Here is a 22,168-nt window from a genome sequence, read left to right as displayed (position 1 = left end):
CGGGGATGCGTCACTCGATCACGCCCGTGCGCTTCAGATAGTCCTCGGCCACGGCAGCGGCGGGTTCGCCGCCGACCTGGATGCGGGCGTTGAGTTTCTGCAGCGTGACAAGGTCGAAGCCCCCGAAGATCGGGTTCAGCACCTCGGCGATCTGCGGATATTCGGCCAGCACCTCGGCCCGGACCACCGGCGCGGGCTGGTAGAAGGGCTGGACGGCCTTGTCGTCCTCCATCACCAGCAGGCCCGCAGGCTCGATCCCGCCGTCGGTGCCATAGACCATGGCCGCGTTCACGCCCGAGGTCTGCTGCGCCGCCGCCGCGATGGTCGCGGCCGTGTCGCCGCCGGACAACTGGACAAGCTGCGCGGGCTGAAGCTGGAATCCATAGGTCGCCTGAAAGGCCGGTAGAGCGGCGGGCGAGGTCACGAACTCGGTCGAGGCGGCGAGCTTCACCTCGCCCCCGCCCGCGACCCAGGCGCCGAAGTCGGACATGGTGGAAAGGCCATTCGCCTCGGCCAGGTCCTTCCGCACGGCAATGGCCCAGGTGTTGTTGGCGGGCGCGGGGTCCAGCCACACAAGGTCCTGCGCCCGGTCCAGTTCCGCCGCGCGGGCGTAGGATTGGGCGGCATCCTTCCAGACGGGGCTGTCGGCCTCGTTGTGGAAGAAGGCGGCATTGCCGGTGTATTCGGGATAGATGTCGATCTGCCCCGAGGTGATCGCATCCCGCACGATCGGCGTGCCGCCCAGTTGCAGGCGGTTCTGCACCGGCAGCCCGGCATCCTGCAGCGCCAGCAGGATGACGTTGCCGAGCAAGCCTCCCTCGGTGTCGATCTTGGACGACACCACGATGTCGCGGGCGCCCGCCTGCGAGGCAAGCCCCGCCAGCAGGACAAGGGCGATGGTCGTTATCCTGTGCATTCTTCATCCCCGGTGGCTGTTGCCTTCATTGGACAGTATGCGGGACTCTGGAACGGGGGAAAGCGTTCCCCGTCACGGATGGACATTTATTGCGTGTCGCGGGTCACGCCGCATCCGAGGAAACAAAGGCAAAGTTTGATGCCTTGCTTTTCACTATCTTGTCCTTTGACCCGGTTGCAGGATAGCATCATGCCTGTTCAACGAGTTCCATTCTTTTCCTGCTGAGATTTTCCAAGCGGCTGGACCAGACCGCTTCCGTTTCCCGTGATTGAACGACAGATGTCAGGCATCGACCTTCACCGCGCCTACCCCGGCCTGATCACCGTGGCCGAGGGTGAATTGCTCGCCTCGCTTTCAAGCGGGGAAACCTTTCTGCGCGCCCGGCAGAAGGCCGGCCAGTCGGGCGTCGGGATCACCCGCCTTTCCTATCTGCGCGAGGGCTTCGTCAGCCGGTTCCGCATCGACATCCAGGGCCGCCGGCAGGTCCTGGGCCTGCAGATCCCCGGCGACTTCATCGACCTTGCGGCCCTGGTGCTGAACCATGTCGACCATGAGATCGAGACGCTGAGCCCCGCCACCATCGCGACCATGCCCCATGCCCGTGTCGCGGCGCTGCGCGGGGCCGCGCCCGATACCTATGACAAGCTGTGGCATATCGCGATGCTGGATGCCTCGGTCCAGCGCTACTGGACCTTCAGGACCGGGCGGCTGGGGGGGCGGGCGCGCATCGCCAACCTGTTCGCGGAAATGCTTGTGCGGCAATATGCCCGCGGGCTGTCCGGCCTTGACGGCTGCCGTCTGCCGATCAGCCAGGCGGATCTCGCGCAGGCCTGCGGCATGACCCCCGTCCATGCCAACCGGATGCTCGGCGAATTGCGGGAAGAGCGGGTCTGCCTGTTCCTCGACGGCCGCGTCGAGGTCCTGAACCTGCACGCCCTTTTCCGCCATGGCGAGTTCCACTGGGACTATCTTTACCTGCCCGAAGCGATCGACGAGGAACTCGCCGTCACCGCCAGCAACGGTCTGCCGGCCCGGCGCAGCCGATCGATCTGGCGGGCACAGCTCTGACCCGTCCCGCACGGGCAGGAACGCGATCACTCATAAATCATGGAACCCTGAAAGACGCGCCGCTCTTCCTCCATGGAAGCCACATCGCCGCTGCGCGGCAGGAATGACACAGCGGCCGCAGGTGCCCGCCGCCACGCCGCCCCAGCTTGAAGGTGCAGCCATGGACAAAGACCAGATCGACCCGGCTACCCAGCAGGACCCGGATACCCCCCATTACGACGGCCCGGCCGGCGGCTGGGGATCGATGGAGGGCATGGCAAAGGTCATCGTCGGCCAGCCGCCATCGCCCGCCGTCCTGAACACGCTGCGGCGCCAGAACAAGCCGGACGGTCACATGTGCACCTCCTGCGCCTGGGCGAAGCCGGCCAAGCCCCATCCGGCCGAGTTCTGCGAGAATGGCGCCAAGGCCACGATCTGGGATCTGGATGTCCGCCGCTGTGACCCCGGGGTCTTTGCGAAGCACACCATCGACGAGTTGTGGAAACTGTCGGACCATGACCTCGAATCCCTCGGCCGCCTGACCCATCCGATGCGCTTCGATCCCGCCAGCCGCAACTATGTGAAAACCACTTGGGACGAGGCATTCCAAGGCATCGGCGCGGCGCTGAAGACGCTCGACCCCAAGTCCACGGTCTTCTACACCTCGGGCAAGGCGAGCCTTGAGACATCCTTCATGTGGCAGCTCTTCGCGCGGATGTACGGCCACAACAACCTGCCCGATTCCTCGAACATGTGCCACGAGACGACCAGCGTCGGGCTGAAGAAGTTCATCGGCTCGCCCGTCGGCACCTGCGTGCTTGAGGATTTCGACCATTGCGACCTGATGTTCTTCTTCGGTCAGAACACCGGCTCGAACAGCCCGCGATTTCTGCACACGATCCAGAAGGCGGTGCAGCGCGGCTGCAAGGTCATCACCTTCAACCCCGTGCGCGAGGCAGGTCTGCTGCGCTTCCGCAATCCCCAGCAGGTCACGCAGATGCTGGGCGGCTCGACCGGGATCTCGGACCTTTACCTGCAGGTGCGGCCGGGCGGCGACATGGCGGCGATGCTGGGCCTGATCAAGCGGGTGTTCGAGCTTGAGGCCGAGGAGGGCGGCATTATCGACCACGCATTCATCGCCGAGCATACGACCGGCTATGAGGCGGTGAAGGCCCATGCCGAGGCGACCGGCTGGGACGAGATCGAGGAACTGTCGGGCCTCACCCGCGCCCATCTGCGCGACGTGGGCACGATCTATGCGCGGTCCAAGCGCGTGGTCACCATGTATGGCATGGGCCTGACCCAGCATGTGCGCGGTGGCGAGACGCTGGGGATGATGGTCAACCTGATGCTGCTGCGCGGCAACCTCGGCCGGCTGGGGGCGGGGATTTCCCCGGTCCGCGGGCATTCCAACGTGCAGGGCCAGCGCACGGTCGGCATCGCGGAAAAGCCGGAGCTGGTGCCCCTGGACGAGATGGCGAAGATGTTCGGCTTCTCGCCCCCGCGCGAGGAAGGGACGACCACCGTTGACGCGGTCGAGGGGATCATCGACGGCTCGGTGCGCGCGCTTCTGCAGCTTGGCGGAAACTTTGCCACCTCGATCCCCGATACCCGGCGGGCAAGGCAGCATTGGGCGGACCTCGACCTGGTCGTGAACGTCGCGACCAAGCTGAACCGCTCGCACCTGCTGCCGGGCGCGCAGACCTGGCTTCTGCCCTGCCTTGTGCGATCCGAGGAGGATGCGCAGGCAAGCGGGCATCAGGTGGTCTCGATCGAGGATTCGCTGTCGCACATCTATGCCTCGCACGGGAAGAATACGCCCGCATCGGACCAGCTTCTCTCGGAACCTGCCATCGTCGCGGGGATCGCCAAGGAAACGCTGACGCCGAATCCCAAGGTGCCGTGGGACGACTGGGTGGGGGATTACTCCCTTGTCCGGGCCGGAATCGAGGCGCTCTGGCCTGAGGAGTTCAGCGGCTACGAGCACCGGATGCGCGAGCCGGGCGGCTTCTACAAGGGCAACGCAGCCCGCGAGCGGAAATGGGAAACGGAAAGCGGCAAGGCCGAGTTCTCGGTGCCGGATTCGAACTCGGGGCTGAACCGGGACTTGGGGCAGGACGAATATACGCTGGTCACGCTGCGGTCGAACGACCAGTTCAACACCACGATCTACGGCTATTCCGACCGGCTGCGGGGGCTTTCGGGCGACCGCATGATCGTGCTGATGAGCCCGGACGAGATTGCCCGCGCCGGTCTGTCCGAGGGCCAGAAGGTCCGGCTGGTCTGCGCCGAGAACGACGGCCACGACCGCGATGTGGCTGATCTGACGCTGACCGCCTATGACCTGCCCGATCGCTGCGTTGCCGCCTATTACCCCGAGGTCAATCCCGTTATCCCGGTGGGCCTGCACGACCGCATGTCGAAGACCCCGGCCTACAAGGGCGTGCCGGTCCGGGTCGAACCGGTGCTGGCCTGAAACCCTGGGGCGCGCGGTGCAAAGCCGCGCGCCCCTCGGCTAGAGCAGCGCCACCAGCAGCAGCAGGATCGCCGCGCCCGCCGCCAGCATCACGACGGTGCCGCGGCCTGTCCTCGATTTCGCCGCCCCGAAATCCACGTCGCGCGGCCCGGCCTGTGCGCCCTGCGCGCGTTCCGTTCGCCGGGCCATGTCAAGCTGGGTTTGGGTGATGGGGGTCCCTGCGGCCTCGTCATCCGTGCCCAAGGGCGAGGCTGCCGGGTCCGGGTAGCTGACCTTGTCGCCGGTCAGCCCTTGGTCGATGTCCTTCTTGAGCAAGCCGGGGTTCGCCCCCCGCTGTTCACCATTGTCGTTCACGAGCGTCCTCCGATCCTGCTGTTGACCATGTGATTCCCCCGGCGCGCGCTGGGCGGATCGCCGAACGGGACCCGCGCCTGCGGGGTCCTGTTCCTGTCAACGATCTCGCCGCCGCAAACGGTCCCTGCGGGATTCCGAAAATGACACGGCCGCCGCGAGGGTGTCGCGGCGGCCGTGTTTTCCTTGGGGCAGGCTCAGCCCGGCGGCCGCAGCCCCAGCGCCCGGCCCAGGCGGGAATAGGCCAGTTCGCCCACCAGCCCGCGCCGGAACAGCATCACGCAGATCATGAAGACAAGCCCGGTGATGATCGTGACCGGGAAGGCTGAGGTCGCCAGCCGGTTCTGCAGCGCGATCACGATGCCCGCGCCCACGACCGGGCCCAGCAGCGTCCCGATGCCGCCGATCAGCGTCATCAGCACCACCTGCCCCGACATGTGCCAGTCCACGTCGGTCAGGGTGGCGAACTGCATCACCAGCGCCTTCAGCCCGCCGGCCAGCCCTGACAGGGCCGCCGACATCACGAAGGCGCCCAGCTTGTACTGCGCCGTCGCATAGCCCAGCGAAATGGCCCGGTTCTCGTTTTCCCGGATGGCCTTGAGGATCATCCCGAAGGGCGAGTTCACGAAGCGCCAGATCACCAGCAGCCCCAGCACGAAGATGGCCAGCACGAAGTAATACATGGTCATCGTGTCGCTCAGGTCGATGAACCCGAACAGATGGCCGCGCGGCACCGCCTGGATGCCGTCCTCGCCATGGGTGAAGGGAACCTGCAGGCAGAAGAAGAAGAACATCTGCGCCAGCGCCAGGGTGATCATGGCAAAGTAGATGCCCTGCCGCCGGATCGCGATGGCGCCGATCACCACCCCCAAGCCGGTGGCGCCGAGAACGCCGATCGCCAGGGCGAATTCGGGGTTCCAGCCCCATTCCTTGGCCGCATGGGCAGTGAAATAGGCCGCGCCCCCGAAGAAGGCGGCATGGCCGAAGGACAGCAGCCCCGTATAGCCCAGCAGCAGGTTGAAGGCCGCGGCGAAGAGCCCGAAGCACAGCATCGTCATCACGAAGACGGGATAGACCATGAAGGGCGCTGCGATCAGCAGAACCCCCGCCGCCAGCAGCAGCGCAAGCTGCGCCCCTCGTCCCATGGTGCGGACCGAGCCCGGCTCGGCCGTCGAGATTTCGGATGTCCTGGCCATCTCAGCCCTCCTTCCCGAACAGACCCGCGGGACGCAGGATCAGCACGATCGCCATGATGACGAAGATCACGATGTTGGAGGCCTCGGGATAGAAGACCTTGGTCAGCCCCTCGGCCACGCCCAGCAGGTAGCCGGTGACGATGGCGCCCATGATGGACCCCATGCCGCCGACCACGACCACCGCGAAGACGACGATGATGATGTTCGTCCCCATCAGCGGCGAAACCTGGTAGATCGGCGCCGCCAGCACGCCCGCGATGGCCGCAAGCCCCGACCCCAGCGCATAGGTCAGGGTCAGCAGCCGCGGCACGTTGATGCCGAAGCTTTGCACCAGCACCGGGTTTTCCGTGGCCGCGCGCAGGGTCGCGCCCAGCCGAGTCTTCTCGATAAGCGCCCAGACGGCAAGGCAGACGATCAGCGAGGCCACGATCACCCAGCCGCGGTAGATCGGCAGCACCATGAAGCCCAGGTTGACCGCCCCTGTCAGCGCCGCCGGGGCCGAATAGGGCTGGCCCGAGGCGCCGAAATACCAACGGAAGGTGCCTTCCAGCGCCAGCGCCAGGCCGAAGGTGAACAAGAGCCCGTAAAGGTGGTCGAGCTGATACAGCCGCGACAGCATCGTGCGTTCCACCAGCGCGCCGAAGGCGCCGACGACCAGCGGCGCCAGGATCAGCGCGAACCAGTAGTTCAGCCCGAACCAGTTCAGCGCCAGCAGCGCCACGAAGGCGCCCAGCATGTATTGCGCGCCATGGGCGAAGTTGATGACCCGCAGCAGGCCGAAGATCACCGCAAGGCCCAGCGACAGCAGCGCATAGAACGAGCCGTTGATGAGGCCCACGAGGATCTGGCCCATGAAGGCTTGGATCGGGATTCCGAAGATCATCGTCATCTCAGACTCCCAGTGTTTCTTGCAGCATGTTCATGCGGGCGGCCAGTTCGCCCACCGGGAATTCATGGGCCATCACGCCGTGGTCCATGACATAGAAGCGGTCCGCGACCTTGGAGGCGAAGCGGAAGTTCTGTTCCACCAGCACCACCGTCATGCCGCGCGCCTTGAGTTCCCGCAGCACCGCGCCGATGGCGTCGATGATGACGGGGGCCAGCCCTTCGGTCGGCTCGTCCAGCAAAAGGCAGCGGGCGCCGGTCCGCAGGATGCGGGCCATGGCAAGCATCTGCTGCTCGCCCCCGGACAGTTTGGTGCCGGGGCTGTTGCGGCGTTCCTTGAGGTTCGGGAACAGCGTGTAGATTTCGTCCAGCGTCATGCCGCCCTGCGCCACCACCGGGGGCAGCATCAGGTTCTCGTCCACCGACAGGGTCGCGAAGATACCGCGTTCCTCGGGGACGAAGCCCAGCCCGGCCCGCGCGGTGCGGTGCAGCGGCATGGTCATCAGGTCCTGCCCGGCGAAACTGATCTGCCCGGTCCGCTTGCGGACGATGCCGATGATGGACCGCAGCGTGGTGGTCTTGCCCATGCCGTTGCGGCCGAGGATGCAGACGGTCTCGCCCTCGTTCACATGCATGTCGACGCCATGCAGGACGTGGCTTTCGCCATACCAAGCGTTCAGCCCGGCCACGTTCAGAAGCGCGCTCATGCTTCGGTCCCCATGTAGGCGGTGCGGACGCGCGGGTCGGCGGCGACGGTGGCGTAGTCGCCCTCGGCCAGGATCTCGCCCCGCTGCAGCACGGTGACGAAATGGCAGATGTCGGCCACGACCGACAGGTTGTGTTCCACCATCAGGACGGCACGGTGGCGGGCGACCTCGCGGATGATCTCGGCCACGGTATGCACGTCCTCGTGCCCCATGCCGGCCATCGGTTCATCCAGCAGCAGCACCTGCGGGTCAAGCGCGAGCGTGGTCGCGATCTCAAGCACCCGCTTGCGGCCATAGGAAAGGTCGGCGGCGCGCACGTCGCGCCAGGGGGTCAGGCCCAGTTCGTCGATCAGCACCTCGGCCCGGCCGTTCAGCACGTCCAGCGCCTTGAGCGGGCGCCAGAACTGCACGTGCAGTTCGGCCGGGCGTTGCAGGGCGACGCGGACGTTTTCCAGCACCGTCAGATGCGGGAAGACGGCCGAAATCTGGAAGGACCGCACCAGCCCCATGCGGGCCACCACGTCGGGCTTCATCTTCGTGATGTCGGTGCCCAGCAGGGTGATCTGGCCGCGCGTGGGTTGCAGGAACTTGGTCAGCAGGTTGAAGACGGTGGTCTTGCCGGCCCCGTTGGGGCCGATCAATGCGTGAATGCGGGCATGGTGGACGTCGAGGTTCACGTTGTTGACGGCCGTGAACCCCGAGAAGTCCTTGCCGAGGCCGCGGGCGGTAAGCACCACCCGCGGTTCGTCATCGTTCAGGACTTCTGTCATCCGGTGACCAGCGGGCAGCCGGATTCGGCCGGGTCCATGTAGGCTTCCGCACCGGGGATGGTAGCCCGGACGTGGTAATAGTCCCACTCGCCCTGGCTTTCTTCCGGCGTCTTCACCTGCATCAGGAAGACGTCGTTCATGAGCCGGCCGTTCGGGGCCACCTTGGCGTTGCGGGCGAAGGCGTCGTTGATCGTCATCCCCTTCAACTGCTCGGAAACCTTGGCGCTGTCGTCGCTGCCCGCAGCCTCGACCGCCTTCAGATAGGACAGTACCGTCGAGTAGGTCGCCGCCTGGACCATCGTCGGCATCCCGCCGGTCCGTTCCTTGTAGCGGTTCCCGAACTCGCGCGATTCATCGTCGCGGTCCCAGTAGAAGGTTTCGGTCAGGTAAAGGCCCTGCGCCGCCTGCAGACCAAGCCCGTGCACGTCCGAGATCATCAGCAGCAGCGCGGCGAGGTTCTGGCCCGCCTGGGTCAGCCCGAACTCGGCCGCCTGCTTGATGGCATTCTGGGTGTCCGTCCCGGCGCTGGCCAGGCCCACGACCTTGGCGCCCGACGCCTGCGTCTGCAGCAGGAAGGCCGAATAGTCGGTCGAGTTCAGCGGATGCCGGACCGAGCCCAGAACCTTGCCGCCCGCAGCCTCGACCGTTCTGGAGGTGTTTTCTTCCAGTGAATAGCCGAAGGCATAGTCGGCCGTCAGGAAGAACCAGGTGTCGCCACCCTGCGCCACGACCGCGCCGCCGGTGCCCACCGCCAGCGCATGGGTGTCATAGGCCCAATGGAAGCTGTAGGGGGTGCAGGCCTTGCCGGTCAGTTCGGTCGTGCCGCCGCCGGTGATCATGGTGACCTTGTTCTTCTCGGCCGCGACCGCCTGGACGGCCAGCGCCACCGACGAGGTCGTCAGGTCCATGATCGCATCGACCTGGTCGGTGTCGAACCACTGGCGCGCGATGGACGAGCCGACATCGGCCTTGTTCTGGTGGTCGGCGCCGACGATCTCGACCGGCGCGCCCAGAACGGTGCCGCCGAAATCCTCGACCGCCATCCGCGCGGCCTCGACCGACCCGACGCCGCCCACGCCCGAATAGGGACCGGACTGGTCGTTCAGGATACCGATCTTCACCTTGCCGTCGGTGAGTTCCTGCGCCGTGGCCGTGCCAGCCACAAGCGCCGCCGTGGCGGCGGTGATGTATAGAAACTTCATGTAGTCCTCCCTGTCATTCTTATCCGGACGCGGGTCCGGGGGTGACGGCGCCTTGCGTGACGCCGGTCACTGTTCCACTGCGGATGATTGCCGCAGTCCTTCGTCTTCGCAAGACTTTTGGATGGCATTTTCTGCATTTGCACAGGTCCTGGAAGCGCGCCTGCGGGGTTCTGCCGCGGCCGTCCTTACTGCACCATCGGGCAGCCCGACTGCGCCGGGTCCAGATAGGCCTGTTCGCCCGGAATCGTCGCCTTGATCTCGTAATAATCCCACTCGCCCGTGCTTTCGGCGGGGGTCTTCACTTCCATCAGGTAGACATCCGAGATCATCCGCCCGTTCGGCCCGACCCGCCCGTTTTCGGCAAAAGCGTCGCTGACTGGCAGTTCGCGCATCTTGGCGGCGACGGCCTCGGTTTCGTCCGTTCCCGCGGCCTCGATGGCCTTGAGGTAATGCAGAACGCCCGAATAGGTGCCGGCCTGGATCATGTTGGGCATCTTGCCGGTGCGTTCCTTGAAGCGGTTGGAAAACTCGCGGCTGGCCTCGGTGCGGTCCCAGTAGAAGCTTTCGGTCAACGTCAGCCCCTGTGCGGTTTCCAGCCCCAGTCCGTGGACCTCGGCCAGTGTGAACAGCAGCCCGGCCATGCGCTGGCCGCCCTGCACGATCCCGAACTCGGCCGCCTGCTTGATGGCGTTCTGGGTATCCATCCCGGCATTCGCCAGCCCCACCACCTTCGCGCCCGAGCTTTGCGCCTGCAGCAGGAAGGAGGAAAAGTCGGTCGCCGCCAGCGGATGCCGGACCGAGCCCACCACGGTGCCGCCCTTTTCGGTGACGATGGCGCCGGTGTTTTCTTCCAGCGAATAGCCAAAGGCATAGTCGGCGGTCAGGAAGAACCAGCTGTCGCCGCCATCCTCGACCAGCGCGCCGCCGGTGCCCACGGCCAGCGCATGGGTGTCATAGGCCCAGTGAAAGCCGTAAGGAGAGCACGCCTTGCCGGTCAGTTCGGCGGTCGCCGCGCCGGTCACGAGGTCGATCTTCTTCTTCTCGGCACTCAGCGCCTGCACGGCCAGCGCCACCGAGGAGGTGGTCAGCTCCATGATCGAATCGACCTGCTCGGTATCATACCACTGTCGGGCGATGTTGGACGCGATGTCGGCCTTGTTCTGGTGGTCGGCGCTGACGACCTCGACCGGGGCGCCCAGAACGGTGCCGCCCATCTCCTCGACCGCCATGCGCGCGGCCTCGACCGAGCCGAGGCCGCCGAAATCCGCATAAACCCCCGACTGGTCGTTCAGGATGCCGATCCTGACCTTGCCATCCGAGACCTCGGCGAAGGCGGGCGCGCCGAGAAGGGTCGCCACCGCGACCGACGTGAAAAACCGTGCCATCAATTTCCTCCCTGTGGGTGTCTTGCGCCGCAATCGCGGCACAGCCCCTTTCCTCCGCCGCGCAGACTGACCAAAGCGCAGGTGCCTGACAAGCGCCGCGATGGGGCATGGCCCGAGATGCCGTAACGTCGCATGATGGCCCGCCATTCCATCCGCGGAACCAGCGCATCCTTGCGGCGCTATACCTTCGGACGCCCCTTGGGGGCATGAGGGTCCGCGGGCGCCGGCCCCGGACCGCGGGACATGAGGAAAGGGCCACCCGATGGTCAGGACGATGCTTTCGGCGGCGCTTGCCGCCACGCTGCTTGCCACGCCCGTGCAGGCGCAGGACGTGGGCGAGATCGTGGGCGGGATCGCGCGCCAGTATCTGCAGCAGGAACAGGACCGTGCCGCATTCGCGCAGGCGCAGAGCGCGAACACGCTGTCGGCTTACCAGTCCTACCTGCGGCAGTTCCCGAGCGGGATGTATGCCCAGCAGGCGCGCGAGCGGGTGCAGCGTCTGGGTGGCGCAGTGGCGCCCCCGAGCAATCAGGCGGGCTCGGGCGTGACAACGGGCACCCAGGCGGGTTCGGGGACGACCACAGGCACCCAGGCCGAGGTGGCCGGGGCTGCGCTGACCGCAGATCAGCGTGTCGCGGTGCAGCGCCGCCTGAATGCGCTGGGCTACAACACCAATGGCCTCGACGGCAATTTCGGTCCCGGCACCCGCCGTGCCATCTCGCTGTGGCAGCGCGACCGCGACTATACCCAGACCGGGACTCTGACCCAGGCGCAGGCCAGCGAGATCCTGCGCGGGCAGGCGCCAGCGGCCTCTGAGGGCACGGGCGGCAGCGCCGCCGCCAGCGGTCCGGCGCAGGACGAGGCGGGTCTGGGCCTCAGCCGCCAGCAACGCGCCGAGGTGCAGGCCGGGCTGACGCGGCGCGGCTTCGACACGCGGGGCGTGGACGGCGTCTTCGGGCGCGGCACCCGCAACGCCATCGCGGCCTGGCAGCGGGCGAACGACCTGTCCGCCACGGGCTACCTGACCGCCGCGCAGGTCGAGCGGCTGACTGCCCGCTGATCCACAAAAAAGGCCGCCCTGCCGGGGCGGCCTTCGTGATTGGGACTGCGCCTCGTCATCCTGCCAGATCGCCGCTGATCAGGTAGTCGGGCAGGTTCTGGAAGGCGACGGGCCGCAGGAAGCGGCGGATCGAGAGTGTGCCGACCGAGGTCGCGCCGAAGTTGGTCGAGGCGGGATAAGGCCCGCCGTGGACCATCGCGTCGGCGACCTCGACCCCGGTGGGGTAGCCGTTCGCCAGCACCCGCCCGGCCTTCTGGGCGAGGATCGGCAGCAAGCGGCGGGCAAGGTCCGCGTCCTCGGGGTCGGTGTGCAGCGTCGCGGTCAACTGGCCGGGGAAGCCGCGGGCGATGCGTTCCATGTCCTCGGGCGAGCTTGCGCGGACAACCAGCCCGAGGGGCCCGAAGACCTCCTCGGCCAGGTCGTTCTCGCCGAGGAAGGCGTCCGCCGTCGTCTCGTAGAGGTTGGGCGAGGCGCTGCGCTCGGCGCTGTCGGTGGTCAGCACCGGCTTGACCGCGTTGGACTTGCCCATGCGGTCCACGCCCTCGCGGTAGGCCTGTGCGATGCCGGGGGTCAGCATGGTTTGAGGTGCTGTCTGCTCAAGCGCGGCGCGGGCCGAGGCGATCAGGCGGTCGGCATCAGGGCTGTCCAGCATCACGGCGATGCCGGGGTTGGTGCAGAACTGGCCCGCGCCCATGGTCAGGGAACCTGCCCAATTCGTCCCGATCTCCTCGCCGCGTGCGGCGGCGGCTGCAGGCAGGACAAACATCGGGTTGACCGAGCCGAGTTCGCCGAAGAAGGGGATCGGCTCGGGACGGGCGGCGCAGAGGTCGAACAGGGCGCGGCCGCCCTGCAGCGAGCCGGTGAAGCCCACGGCCTTGATGCGCGGGTCCGTCACCAGCGCCTCGCCGACCTTGCGGTTGCCGCCCTGGATGAGGGAGAAGACGCCCTTCGGCATCCCGGTCTTCTCGATCGCGGCCAGCACGGCCCCGGCCACGATCTCGCCGGTGCCGGGATGGGCGGAATGGCCCTTGACCACGACCGGGCAGCCCGCCGCCAGCGCCGCCGCCGTGTCGCCGCCCGCGGTCGAGAAGGCCAGCGGGAAGTTCGAGGCGCCGAAGACCGCGACCGGGCCGACGGGCAACTGGATCATCCGCAGTTCGGGCCGGGCCGCGGGCTTGCGGTCGGGCAGGGCCGCGTCATGGCGGCGGTCGAGGTAGTCGCCCTTGCGGATGTGATCCGCGAACAGCCGCAACTGGCCGGTCGTGCGGCCGCGCTCGCCCTGCAGGCGGGCCTCGGGCAGGCCGGATTCCTGTGTGCCGATGGCGGTGATCGCCTCGGCACGGGCCTCGATCTCGTCGGCGATGGCGTCGAGGAAGCGCGCCCGGTCCTCGCGGGTGGTCGCCGCATAGGGTTCGAAGGCTTCGGCGGCCGCCGCGCAGGCGCGGGCGACAAGTTCCGGGGTGCCGACGGCGAACTCATGCGCCGGGCCATGGGCGGGACTGGATGTGAAGGTTTCCGTTCCGCCGACCCATTCGCCCGCGACCAGATGCTTGCCATGAGGAGTGAAGCCTGACATCCGCTGATCCTTTCGCTGGTGCGCCGGCTGTTGCGGCGCCAGACCGCCCGTTGCCGGCAGATAGGCCGGTCATCCCCCGTCGGCGTCCCGGCTGCAAGGGTCAAGGGGAAGTGAAGGCGCGGCTTTGATGGCAAAAGTTGCCAGGCGGCGGCAGACGAGGCAGCCCTGCATCGGCTCTCGACCGGCAGACCGCATCGGGTTCCTCGCTGGCCGGGATGCTTCATTCGCAAGGCTGCATCCGGCGGCCCGTGCTGGTCTAGGTAAACTTGGTCAAGATGGCGGCGAGTCGCCCAAAGATGGGTATTTGGGCCAGAAAGAAGCCCATGAGGGCGCGCGAACCGATCGGTCGGGATTGCAGGGACGACGGTGACAAGGTTTGTTCCGGGAGGCAGGACATTCTGCCTGCGGTGCCGGACGGGCCGGGAGCGAAGTCGGCCGTGACGAGGGGCGGGCTGCCCGATGGGGTGTCGGGGCCAGAAAGACATGTGAAGGGGGCCGCCGAAGCGGATGCTCAAGACTGTTCCGCGGGAATGGTGTTGATGCCGAAGAAGGCCACCGACGCCTTGCCCGCATTCCCCGGCAATGATCCCGCCTAGATGCCGCGCATCAGGCTGGGCACCTCGGCAGGCAGTTCGCGGGCCATGAAGCCCATGGGACCCAGACGCTCGGCCAGCCGCCGCCCGGCCTCGCCATGCAGCCAGACGCCCCAGCAGGCGGCCTCATAGGCAGGCAGTCCGCGGGCGCAGAGCCCGGCGATGATGCCGGTCAGCACGTCGCCCGAGCCGCCCGTGGCCAGCCCCACGCCACCCCCGCCATAGGCCGCGACCTCTCCGTCCGGGCTGGCGATCAGGGTCGTGGCGCCCTTCATCACGATGACCGCCTTCAACCGGGTGGACCATTCCACCGCGATCTCGTCGCGCCGCGCCTCGATCTCGACCGCTTCCAGCCCGGTCAGTTGCGCCATCTCGCCCACATGGGGCGTCAGGATCGCGCCGCCCGCCAGCACCTCGACCTGAGCCAGCCGCGCGGCGGCCGCCCCCACGCAGGCGGCGTCGATCAGCACCGGCCCTGCGTCCGCCGCAGGCAGCAGCGCGTCCATCATTGCCAGCGCGGCCGAGGGCGAAGCCATCGCCGGACCCAGCACCAGGCAGCCGCAGCCGCCGAGCTTGTCCACCAGCATCGAGGCATCCGCGATCTCGCCGTCCTCGTCATGGGGCAGGGCGAAGATGCCCGCTTCGGGCATGGCGATGCCGGTGGGGATGGCCAGCGGCTCGGGCAGGCCCATCTGGACCTTGCCCGCGCCCGCGCGGAAGGCGGCCAGCGCCGTCAGGATCAGCCCGCCCGGCACCCGCAGCGAGCCGCCTACCAGCATCACCCGGCCGCGGCTGTTCTTGTCGGTGTCCTCGGGGTGGACCGGCAGCGGATGGCGGCGCAGCCAGGCCGCGTCGAGGATCGAGGACGCCTCGCTCATCCCCGGTTTCCCACGATGGCGTCGGGTTCGCGGGTGACGGGGGTGTCCTCGGCCTCCATCGGCGCGGTGACGTTGTAGCGCACCAGTTTCAGCCCGCCGTCGGTGCCCTCCGCGCCCGCTTCCCAGCAGTATTCCGTGATCGAGCAGTTGGCGACATCCGCCTGCCGGTCGATTTCGAGGATTTCCTGCTCCGTCATCCCCTCGATGACGTAGCGCAGGCAGAGGACCACGACCTGGTGGGCCACGATCATCACCCGGCAGCCGCCGTGGTGCAGGGCCACCGTGTCCAGCAGCGCCCGCAGGCGGAAGATCACATCGCACCAGCTTTCGCCCCCCGGCGGGCGGTGGTAGAACTTGCCGATCATCGCCCGCAACTCGGCCTGCTGGGGGAACTCGGCGCGGATGCCCTTGCCGGTCAGCCCGTCGAGGATGCCGAATTCCTTTTCCCGCAGGCGCTCGTCCAGATGGATGCGGGTGTCCGCCGGGCAGCCGCCAGCGTCCCGGAAGATGCGGGCGGTTTCCATCGCCCGCAGGTAGGGCGAGGCCAGGACCACGTTTGGCCGCCCGTCTTCCTTCCCCTGCGAGAACCAGTGGCCGAGCGCGCGGGCTTGCTGTTCGCCCAAGGCGGAGAGCGGCACGTCCACGTCGCGCCCGGTCAGGTCGATCCGGGCCATGCCCTGCTGATAGGCGAAGTCCCGGGCGACATTGCCCGCGCTTTCCCCGTGCCGCACGATCCACAGCCGCTCGGGCCATCTTGGCGTCATGATCCGTCTCCCGTCCGTTTGCAGCGACAACACGCGGCGGGGCTGTCCGGTTGCCGCATCGCCCCTTTGGAGGCCGGAGTGTTTCCGTCGATCTCTGGGGCACTCGGGCCGCCGGTCCGGGCCTTGCCCGCCCCGCAATGCCCGCCAATGGCCCGGCCTTTCGGACGGCGGCCCTCTGGCCAGCCGGCGCCCTGCAACCCGGACCTCCTCGCGCCCTTCCCGTGCGCCGGATCGTGATCGAGAGCGGCATGACCGCCATCCTCCGTTCCGCCCTTGCGCCCTGATGCTGATGGCGACGCCCGCCCTGGCCGAGACTCTGACCATGTCCTCGTGGCTGCCGCCCGGCCATCCGGTGCGGGTCAACGCGATCCTGCCCTGGGCGAAGGATGTCGAGGCGGCGACCGGGGGCCGGGACAGGATCGTGGTGCCGGGCAAGCCCCTCGGCACCCCGCAGGCGTATTTCGACCTGGCTGCGACGGCATCGCCCATGGCCAGAACCCGTCGTCCGAGGGCGACCGCTTCGCCGGGGCGATGGTCAGGCCGTTCAGCCGCATGGGCGACGACGCGGTGGCAATCTGGCAGGTCTATACGGGACAACTCGACCCCCATGCGGAACATGCGGTCACGCATCTGCCGGGACTGTGGACGCATGGGCCAGGGCTGATCCACACTGGGAAGGTCAGGATCGGGACGCCCGCGGATTTCGCCGGCCTCAAGCTGAGCGTCTCCGCCGGCAATGCCCGCGACCTGCTGGAGGCTCTGTGCGCGACGCTCCTGTTCATGCCGGCCCCCGTTATCTACGAGAAGCTGTCGCGTGGGGTCATCGACGGCGGCGCCTTCGGCTACGATTCGGTGACCGCATTCAACCTGACCAACCATGTCCGCTACGCCATGCGGGTGCCGGGGCATGGTAATGAACGAGGACCGCTGGGCCGCGATTTCCGAGGAAGACCGCGCCGCCATCGAGGCGCGGTCCGGCGAGGCGCTGGCCCGCCGCAAGGACGAGGCCTGGAGCGCCGCCGACGCCGCCACGATCGATCGGATGACCTTGGCCGGGATCGAGATCCACGATGCCTCGGACCCATCGCCGCCAGGGTGGACGAGATCGCCGGGCGGCTGGAATCCGAATGGATCGCGCGCATCGGCGCTGGGCATGACGCGGGCGCGGCGCTGGCCGACTACCCCGCGCAGACAGCCGCCGCCCAATGAGCCTGACGGGTGAGGCGCCCCGCGCCGCGATCATGCCCGCACCGCCCGCCTCGGTGGGCGGCTGCTGGCCGCGACGGGGGCAGGTCTCGGGCTGATGGTGGTCGTGACCGGCATCGACGTGGTCGGGCGCCACATGTTCAACCGCGCCATCGCCACCGGCATGATCTTCAGCATTATCATCGGGGCCGAGATCTTCGGCGAATTCGTGACGGTGGCCGGAGTGACGCAGGGAGTGTCGGCCCTGATCGCCGGCCGCGGGCCTTGGACGGCGATGCTGTGCATCGTGGTGATCTACCTGCTGCTCGGCTGCGTGCCGGAATACCTGTCGATAATGCTGCTGAGGGTGCCGGTGTCCTTCCCGGTCGTCGCCGGCATGGACTGCGGGACCGAGGCGCTCGGCTCGCAGGAGGCGACCCTGATCTGGTTCGCGGTCGTCGTTGTCGTGACCATGGAAATTGGGCTCATCATCCCCCGGGGGCCGGGATGAACGTCTTTTTTTGGGTTCGGTGGTGCGGGACGTGCCGCTGGCGACGATTTTCCGGGGGATATTTCCTTCTGGGACGCCGACATGCTGCGGCTGGCGCTGATCGTCGAGGTTCCCGGAATCTCGCTGAGGCTGGTGACCCAGGGCTGCATGACGCCCCGCCCCCCTGCTTCACTCGGCCCGGCGCAGCGCCGGCAGGCCCACGCCCGTCGCATCGAAGCCGCCGTCCACGGCCAGCGTCTGCCCGGTGACGAAGCTCGCGTTCTCAGAGCATAAGAAGACGATGCCTTCCGCGATTTCGCGCGCCTCGCCATAGCGGTTCAGCGGGATCGCGTCATAATAGGCAGCGATGATCTCGGGCGCATGGACCGCCATCGCCAGCTTGGTGCGGACCGGACCGGGGGCAATGCAGTTCACGCGGATGCCCATCTCGCCCAGTTCGGCGGCATATTGCTTTGTCAGGTGGATGACGGCGGCCTTCGAGGTGCCATAGGCCACCCGCAGCGTGGACGCCCGCAGCCCCGAGATCGAGGCGATATTGACGATCGCGCCCTTCGTTTCCGCCAGCGCCGGGGTCAGCGCCTGGGTGCAGAGGAACACGCCGTCGAGGTTCGTGGCCATCACCTCGCGCCACTGCGCGAAGCTGACCGTCTCGGCGCGGGCGAACAGCGCCACGCCCGCGTTGTTCACCAGCGCGTCGATGCGGCCGAAGCGCGACAGCGCCTGCTCGCGCATCTGCTCGACCTGTTCGGGGATGGACACGTCGGCCACGATGGGATGAACCCCCTGCAGCGTGCCCGAGGCAGCGGCCAGTTCGTCACGGTCGCGGTCCACCATCGCGACCTGCCAGCCGCCTTCGAGGAAAAGCTCGGTCGTGGCAAGGCCGATGCCGCGGGCGGCGCCGGTGACGAGGGCTACTTTGGTGGTCATGGTCTGTCCTTGAAAGGTTCGATCAGAAGTTCCAGCGTCACGCCCACGGGATTCGCCCCGCGCGCGAGGACGCCGTGAGAGATGGCGCCATCGATATCGACGACATCGATGGGCAGATGGGCGCGGCCGTTTTCCAGCCGCGCGCCCGCAAAGCGCAGCTCGGTTGCAAGGCAATCGACGCGGGTGCCGTTCTGGAACAGGATATGGTCGATGCTGCCGAGGCCGTGGACACGGGCCGCGCTCCAGCCTGCTCCGGCGCAAAGGCCTTCGACGGCGGTGACGACATCCTCGCCCGGCGCAATGCGGGCGATCAGGCCGGGGGCGTCGGGCAGGCCGCCGGAAATCTGGAACAAGGTGAAGTTCGTTTCCGCATCGGGGCGCGAGTCGAACCATGCGTCCCGCGCGCCGATGCCGGTCACTGCCGTTTCCTCGGCCACCACGCTGTCGAAGGGCAGCAGATGCCCCATCGCCTTGCCCTCAGACGTGGTCCACAGCCCGTGACAATGCAGAAACGCCGCGCCGTCGCGCCGGCCGACGCTGGCCGTTGCAGCCTCGATCCACACCCGACCTTCCGGTGCGAAGGTGGTCGAATACCATGCCGCATGAGAGGCATCGCTGGATAGCGCAGGCAGCACGTAGCGCATCGGATCGCAACTCACGCCCTCAAGAAAGACCACGCCCCCCGGGCAACCCGCCCTGGCAAAGAGCCGCGCGACCCCGGCCATCACCGTCTCGCCCGCCTGCAGCACTCCTGCGACGGGCACCAGCCGCGTCTTTGCCGCCTGCAGCCGCTCGGCCGCGCGCGGCCCCGGATGGATCATGCGCGCGTCCTTCGTCTCTTCGGACGGTTCCAAATCTCCCGGACTGGCGAGCGCCCGGGAAACGATCCGGTGGACCGTTTCCGGCGAGTCAGAGGTGGAGCCCGAGGGAGGCAGCGCCCCGGTCGCAGCATCCGACGTCATGCCGATGCTTCCCCGGTCAGCCCTTGCCGCTCCAGTTCCTCGCGGATCATCTTCTTGGTGATCTTGCCGTAAGCCGACTTCGGCAGCGCCTCCCACATCACAAAGCGACGCGGCATCTTGTAGCGGGACAGCTTGCCGTTCAGATGCGCGGCCAGTTCCTCGGGCGTGACCTGTGCGCCCTCGCGCGGGACGCAGACGGCCCAGCCGACCTCGCCCCAGAGGGGGTCGGGCATCCCCAGCACGGCGACCTCGCTGATGGCGGGATGGGTCAGGATCTTCTCCTCGACCTCGCGCGGATAGACGTTCGAGCCGCCCGAGATGAACATGTCCGACTGCCGCCCGGTGATGTAGAAGAAGCCGCGCTCGTCCATGTGGCCCAGATCGCCGGTTCGGAACCAGCCGTTGCGGAAGGATTCCGCGTTGGCCTTGGGGTTATTCCAGTAGCCCGCAAAGACGGCGGGGCCGATCACGCAAAGCTCGCCGGTCTCCCCGGGCGCGAGTTCATTGCCATGGTCGTCCTGCACCTGCACCTCGACTCCCGTGCGGGCAAAGCCGCAGGTGCCGGTCAGGCCGTCGTCGGTTGCGCTGTGCAGATACGTCGGCAGGACGGTGATCGCGCCCGTGACCTCGCCCAGCCCGAAATACTGGACCAGCACGGGGCCTAGCACCTCCAGCGCGCGCTTCTGGTCCTCGCGATACATCGGCGCGCCCTCGTAGATGACATAGCGCAGCGAGGACAGGTCGGCCTGCGCCGTCGCCGGATGCTCGACGATCAGCTTGAGGATCGTCGGCACGGTGAAGATGGTCGAGACGCGCCATTCCGCGATCAGCGCGCAGACGGTGTCCACGTCGAACCTCTCGGACGGCATCAGCACCGTCTTCACCCCGCGCGCGACCTGCGTCAGCTGGTGGACGCCCGCGCCATGCGACAGCGGCGCCACCACCAGCGAGGCATCCTCGGGCGTCAGCCCCGGCATCAGGTCCGCAAGGTGGTTCGTGACGACAAAAGCCATCTGCCCGTGGGTCAGGACGGATGCCTTGGGTCGCCCCGTGGTGCCCGAGGTGAAGAAGAACCAGCAGGGATCGTCGCGGTCCACCACCGCCACCTGCGGGCGCTGGCCCATGTAGTCCTCGGTCAGCGCCTCCAGCGAGGTGCCGAAAGCCGCGCCGCCGATCGTCAGCTTGAAGCCCAGATCGCCGCAGGCCGCCGCGTGGTCGGGAAAGGCGGCGTTGCAGATCAGCCCGGTCGCGCCCGAGGCCTGCACCTGATACGCCACCTCGTCGGGCGTCTGGCGGAAGTTCGCGGGCACCCAGACGCCGCCCGCGCGCCAGACGGCGAACATGGCCTGCATCATCTCGGGGCAGTTCTGCGACTGGCAAAGGACGCGGTCGCCTTTCTTCAGCCCTAGCCGGTCCTGCAACGCGGCGGCCAGCGCGTCGGTGCGGGCCTCGAACTCGGCCCAGGTCCAGCGGCGCTCGCCCATGACCAGCGCGATCTCGTCGGGCAGACGGCGGGCGGACTGGGTGAGGAAGCCCGCGAGGTTCATCACCCGCGTGGACATCGGCAGGGCGGTCGCCGCAGCGGCTCCGGGCAGGGTCGCGTCGTTCATTTCACCCTTTCGAGGATCGAGCAGTAGTTGGCGACCGCCGCACCCCCCATGTTGAAGACTCCGGCGAGCTTGGCGCCCGGCACCTGCATCCCGCCCGCTTCCCCCGTCAGTTGCAGGCAGGCCATGACGTGCTGCGAAACGCCCGTGGCCCCGATGGGATGGCCGCGCGACTTGAGCCCGCCCGAAGGGTTCACCGGCAGCGCGCCGCCCATTCGGGTGGTGCCGTCGAGGACGACCTTCCAGCCCTCGCCGGGCTTGGCGAGGCCCATCGCCTCGTATTCGATCATCTCGGCGATGGTGAAGCAGTCGTGGGTTTCCACGAGGTCGAGGTCCATGATGCCGACCCCCGCCTGATCCAGCGCCTGCGCCCAGGCGCGGTGCGCGCCCTCGAAGGCGATGGGATCGCGGCGCGACAGCGCCAGCACGTCGCCCGCCTGCGCGCGCGCGCGGAAACGGATGGCGCGGGACAGGGTCTCGGCCATCTCGGCATCCGCCAGCACGATGGCCGCCGCGCCGTCCGAGATCAGCGAGCAATCCGTGCGCCGCAGCGGCCCCGCCACCCGGGGGTTCTTGTCCGAAGGCGTGTTGCAGAACTCGACGGAAAAATCCTTCTGCATATGGGCAAAAGGGTTGCGGGTGCCGTTCTCGTGGTTCTTGGCGGCGATCATCGCCAGTTCCTCGGACCGGTCGCCATGGCGCTGGAAATAGGTGTTGGCGATCTGGCCGAAGACGCCCGCGAAGCCGCCTTCGACATCCGCCTCCTCGGGGACGTAGCTGGCCGCCAGCAGGATGTCACCGACCTCGGACACCGGGGTCGCGGTCATCTTCTCGGCCCCGATCACCAGCGCGATCCGCCCCCGCCCCGAGGCGATGAAGTCCGCTGCGGCGTAAAGCGCCGCCGAGCCGGTGGCGCAGGCGTTTTCCGTCCGCATGAAGGGCACGCCCGCCAGTTCCGGCGTGCCCATCGCCACCAGCGCGCCCTGAAAATCCTGTCGCGAGAAGCCGTTGTTCCAGACGCCGACGAAGATGCCGTCCAGCTGGTGGGCCGTCACGCCGGCATGGGCGAGCGCGGGGCCCGCGACCTCGGCCATCAGGGCGGTGGTGTCGGGGGCCTCGGACTTGCCGAAGCGGGTATGGGCCCAGCCCACGATCAGCGGCTCGGTCATG

General features: G+C 67.8%; 20 protein-coding genes. 5 read left to right on the top strand and 15 right to left on the bottom strand.

The window, feature by feature from the left end; all coding sequences use genetic code 11:
* Nucleotides 1-10: 10 nt before the first annotated feature.
* Nucleotides 11-916, bottom strand: a complete 906-nt coding sequence (locus JGR78_RS12170) for an ABC transporter substrate-binding protein (RefSeq protein ID WP_182792753.1) — start codon at nt 914-916, stop codon at nt 11-13.
* A 279-nt stretch (nt 917-1,195) separates the two neighbouring features.
* Here JGR78_RS12170 and JGR78_RS12165 point away from each other — a divergent pair, with 279 nt between their 5' ends.
* Both JGR78_RS12165 and JGR78_RS12160 read left to right on the top strand, forming a co-directional pair.
* Entirely contained in the window at nt 1,196-1,984 is a 789-nt protein-coding gene (locus JGR78_RS12165) for a Crp/Fnr family transcriptional regulator (protein WP_182792754.1), read from the top strand.
* 160 nt (nt 1,985-2,144) lie between these two features.
* Nucleotides 2,145-4,439 (top strand): FdhF/YdeP family oxidoreductase, encoded by a 2,295-nt coding sequence (locus JGR78_RS12160; RefSeq protein WP_182792755.1) that lies wholly within the window; start codon nt 2,145-2,147, stop codon nt 4,437-4,439.
* Nucleotides 4,440-4,478: 39 nt separating this feature from the next.
* Here the strand turns inward: JGR78_RS12160 and JGR78_RS12155 are convergent, their stop codons facing one another.
* From JGR78_RS12155 to JGR78_RS12125, 7 genes are all read right to left on the bottom strand, one after another.
* Nucleotides 4,479-4,793 carry a hypothetical protein gene (locus tag JGR78_RS12155; protein WP_182792756.1) on the bottom strand — a complete coding sequence of 105 codons (315 nt, stop codon included), beginning with the start codon at nt 4,791-4,793 and terminating at the stop codon, nt 4,479-4,481.
* A gap of 194 nt (nt 4,794-4,987) precedes the next feature.
* Nucleotides 4,988-5,986 carry a branched-chain amino acid ABC transporter permease gene (locus JGR78_RS12150; RefSeq protein ID WP_200559313.1) on the bottom strand — a complete coding sequence of 333 codons (999 nt, stop codon included), beginning with the start codon at nt 5,984-5,986 and terminating at the stop codon, nt 4,988-4,990.
* Nucleotide 5,987: 1 nt separating this feature from the next.
* A complete protein-coding gene (locus JGR78_RS12145; protein ID WP_182806230.1) occupies nt 5,988-6,875 on the bottom strand; it encodes a branched-chain amino acid ABC transporter permease in 888 nt (295 codons plus the stop codon).
* Between the two features lies 1 nt (nt 6,876).
* Nucleotides 6,877-7,578, bottom strand: coding sequence for an ABC transporter ATP-binding protein (locus JGR78_RS12140; protein ID WP_182806228.1), 702 nt, complete (start codon nt 7,576-7,578; stop codon nt 6,877-6,879).
* Complete coding sequence (locus JGR78_RS12135; protein ID WP_200559312.1) at nt 7,575-8,348, bottom strand: ABC transporter ATP-binding protein; 774 nt, start codon at nt 8,346-8,348, stop codon at nt 7,575-7,577. Before JGR78_RS12135 ends, JGR78_RS12140 begins: the two co-directional genes overlap by 4 nt.
* Nucleotides 8,345-9,550: an ABC transporter substrate-binding protein gene (locus JGR78_RS12130; RefSeq protein WP_182803885.1), complete on the bottom strand. Its 1,206-nt coding sequence runs from the start codon at nt 9,548-9,550 to the stop codon at nt 8,345-8,347. The genes JGR78_RS12135 and JGR78_RS12130 overlap by 4 nt, the downstream gene beginning before the upstream one ends.
* A gap of 185 nt (nt 9,551-9,735) precedes the next feature.
* The gene (locus JGR78_RS12125; protein WP_182803883.1) at nt 9,736-10,935 is read right to left on the bottom strand and encodes an ABC transporter substrate-binding protein; all 1,200 of its coding nucleotides are present in this window, start codon (nt 10,933-10,935) and stop codon (nt 9,736-9,738) included.
* A 262-nt stretch (nt 10,936-11,197) separates the two neighbouring features.
* Between JGR78_RS12125 and JGR78_RS12120 the strand changes: the two genes are divergently transcribed.
* Nucleotides 11,198-11,995 (top strand): peptidoglycan-binding protein, encoded by a 798-nt coding sequence (locus JGR78_RS12120; protein ID WP_182803880.1) that lies wholly within the window; start codon nt 11,198-11,200, stop codon nt 11,993-11,995.
* A 55-nt stretch (nt 11,996-12,050) separates the two neighbouring features.
* On the opposite strand, the gene JGR78_RS12115 is transcribed toward JGR78_RS12120, so the two are convergent.
* From JGR78_RS12115 to JGR78_RS12105, 3 genes are all read right to left on the bottom strand, one after another.
* Complete coding sequence (locus JGR78_RS12115; protein ID WP_182803878.1) at nt 12,051-13,571, bottom strand: aldehyde dehydrogenase (NADP(+)); 1,521 nt, start codon at nt 13,569-13,571, stop codon at nt 12,051-12,053.
* Between the two features lie 592 nt (nt 13,572-14,163).
* Nucleotides 14,164-15,042: an NAD(P)H-hydrate dehydratase gene (locus JGR78_RS12110; protein ID WP_182803876.1), complete on the bottom strand. Its 879-nt coding sequence runs from the start codon at nt 15,040-15,042 to the stop codon at nt 14,164-14,166.
* The gene (locus JGR78_RS12105; RefSeq protein ID WP_182803874.1) at nt 15,039-15,806 is read right to left on the bottom strand and encodes a histidine phosphatase family protein; all 768 of its coding nucleotides are present in this window, start codon (nt 15,804-15,806) and stop codon (nt 15,039-15,041) included. Before JGR78_RS12105 ends, JGR78_RS12110 begins: the two co-directional genes overlap by 4 nt.
* A 531-nt stretch (nt 15,807-16,337) precedes the next feature.
* Here JGR78_RS12105 and JGR78_RS12100 point away from each other — a divergent pair.
* Both JGR78_RS12100 and JGR78_RS12095 read left to right on the top strand, forming a co-directional pair.
* A complete protein-coding gene (locus JGR78_RS12100) occupies nt 16,338-17,015 on the top strand; it encodes a hypothetical protein (RefSeq protein WP_200559311.1) in 678 nt (225 codons plus the stop codon).
* A 94-nt stretch (nt 17,016-17,109) separates the two neighbouring features.
* Nucleotides 17,110-17,502, top strand: a complete 393-nt coding sequence (locus JGR78_RS12095; RefSeq protein ID WP_182792002.1) for a TRAP transporter large permease subunit — start codon at nt 17,110-17,112, stop codon at nt 17,500-17,502.
* Nucleotides 17,503-17,670: 168 nt separating this feature from the next.
* Here the strand turns inward: JGR78_RS12095 and JGR78_RS12090 are convergent, their stop codons facing one another.
* The 4 genes from JGR78_RS12090 to JGR78_RS12075 form a co-directional block, all read right to left on the bottom strand.
* Complete coding sequence (locus JGR78_RS12090; RefSeq protein WP_182803872.1) at nt 17,671-18,429, bottom strand: SDR family NAD(P)-dependent oxidoreductase; 759 nt, start codon at nt 18,427-18,429, stop codon at nt 17,671-17,673.
* Nucleotides 18,426-19,250 carry a DUF296 domain-containing protein gene (locus JGR78_RS12085; RefSeq protein ID WP_182792004.1) on the bottom strand — a complete coding sequence of 275 codons (825 nt, stop codon included), beginning with the start codon at nt 19,248-19,250 and terminating at the stop codon, nt 18,426-18,428. Before JGR78_RS12085 ends, JGR78_RS12090 begins: the two co-directional genes overlap by 4 nt.
* Nucleotides 19,251-19,387: 137 nt before the next feature.
* Complete coding sequence (locus JGR78_RS12080) at nt 19,388-21,001, bottom strand: acyl-CoA synthetase (RefSeq protein ID WP_182803869.1); 1,614 nt, start codon at nt 20,999-21,001, stop codon at nt 19,388-19,390.
* Nucleotides 20,998-22,167 carry an acetyl-CoA acetyltransferase gene (locus JGR78_RS12075; RefSeq protein WP_182803867.1) on the bottom strand — a complete coding sequence of 390 codons (1,170 nt, stop codon included), beginning with the start codon at nt 22,165-22,167 and terminating at the stop codon, nt 20,998-21,000. The genes JGR78_RS12080 and JGR78_RS12075 overlap by 4 nt, the downstream gene beginning before the upstream one ends.
* Between the last annotated feature and the right edge of the window lies 1 nt (nt 22,168).

Origin of the sequence: Paracoccus sp. MC1862, assembly GCF_016617715.1 — a bacterium.
GTDB lineage: Bacteria > Pseudomonadota > Alphaproteobacteria > Rhodobacterales > Rhodobacteraceae > Paracoccus.
Note: the sequence above shows the minus strand (reverse complement) of the source record. Positions and strands in the feature narration are given on the sequence as shown.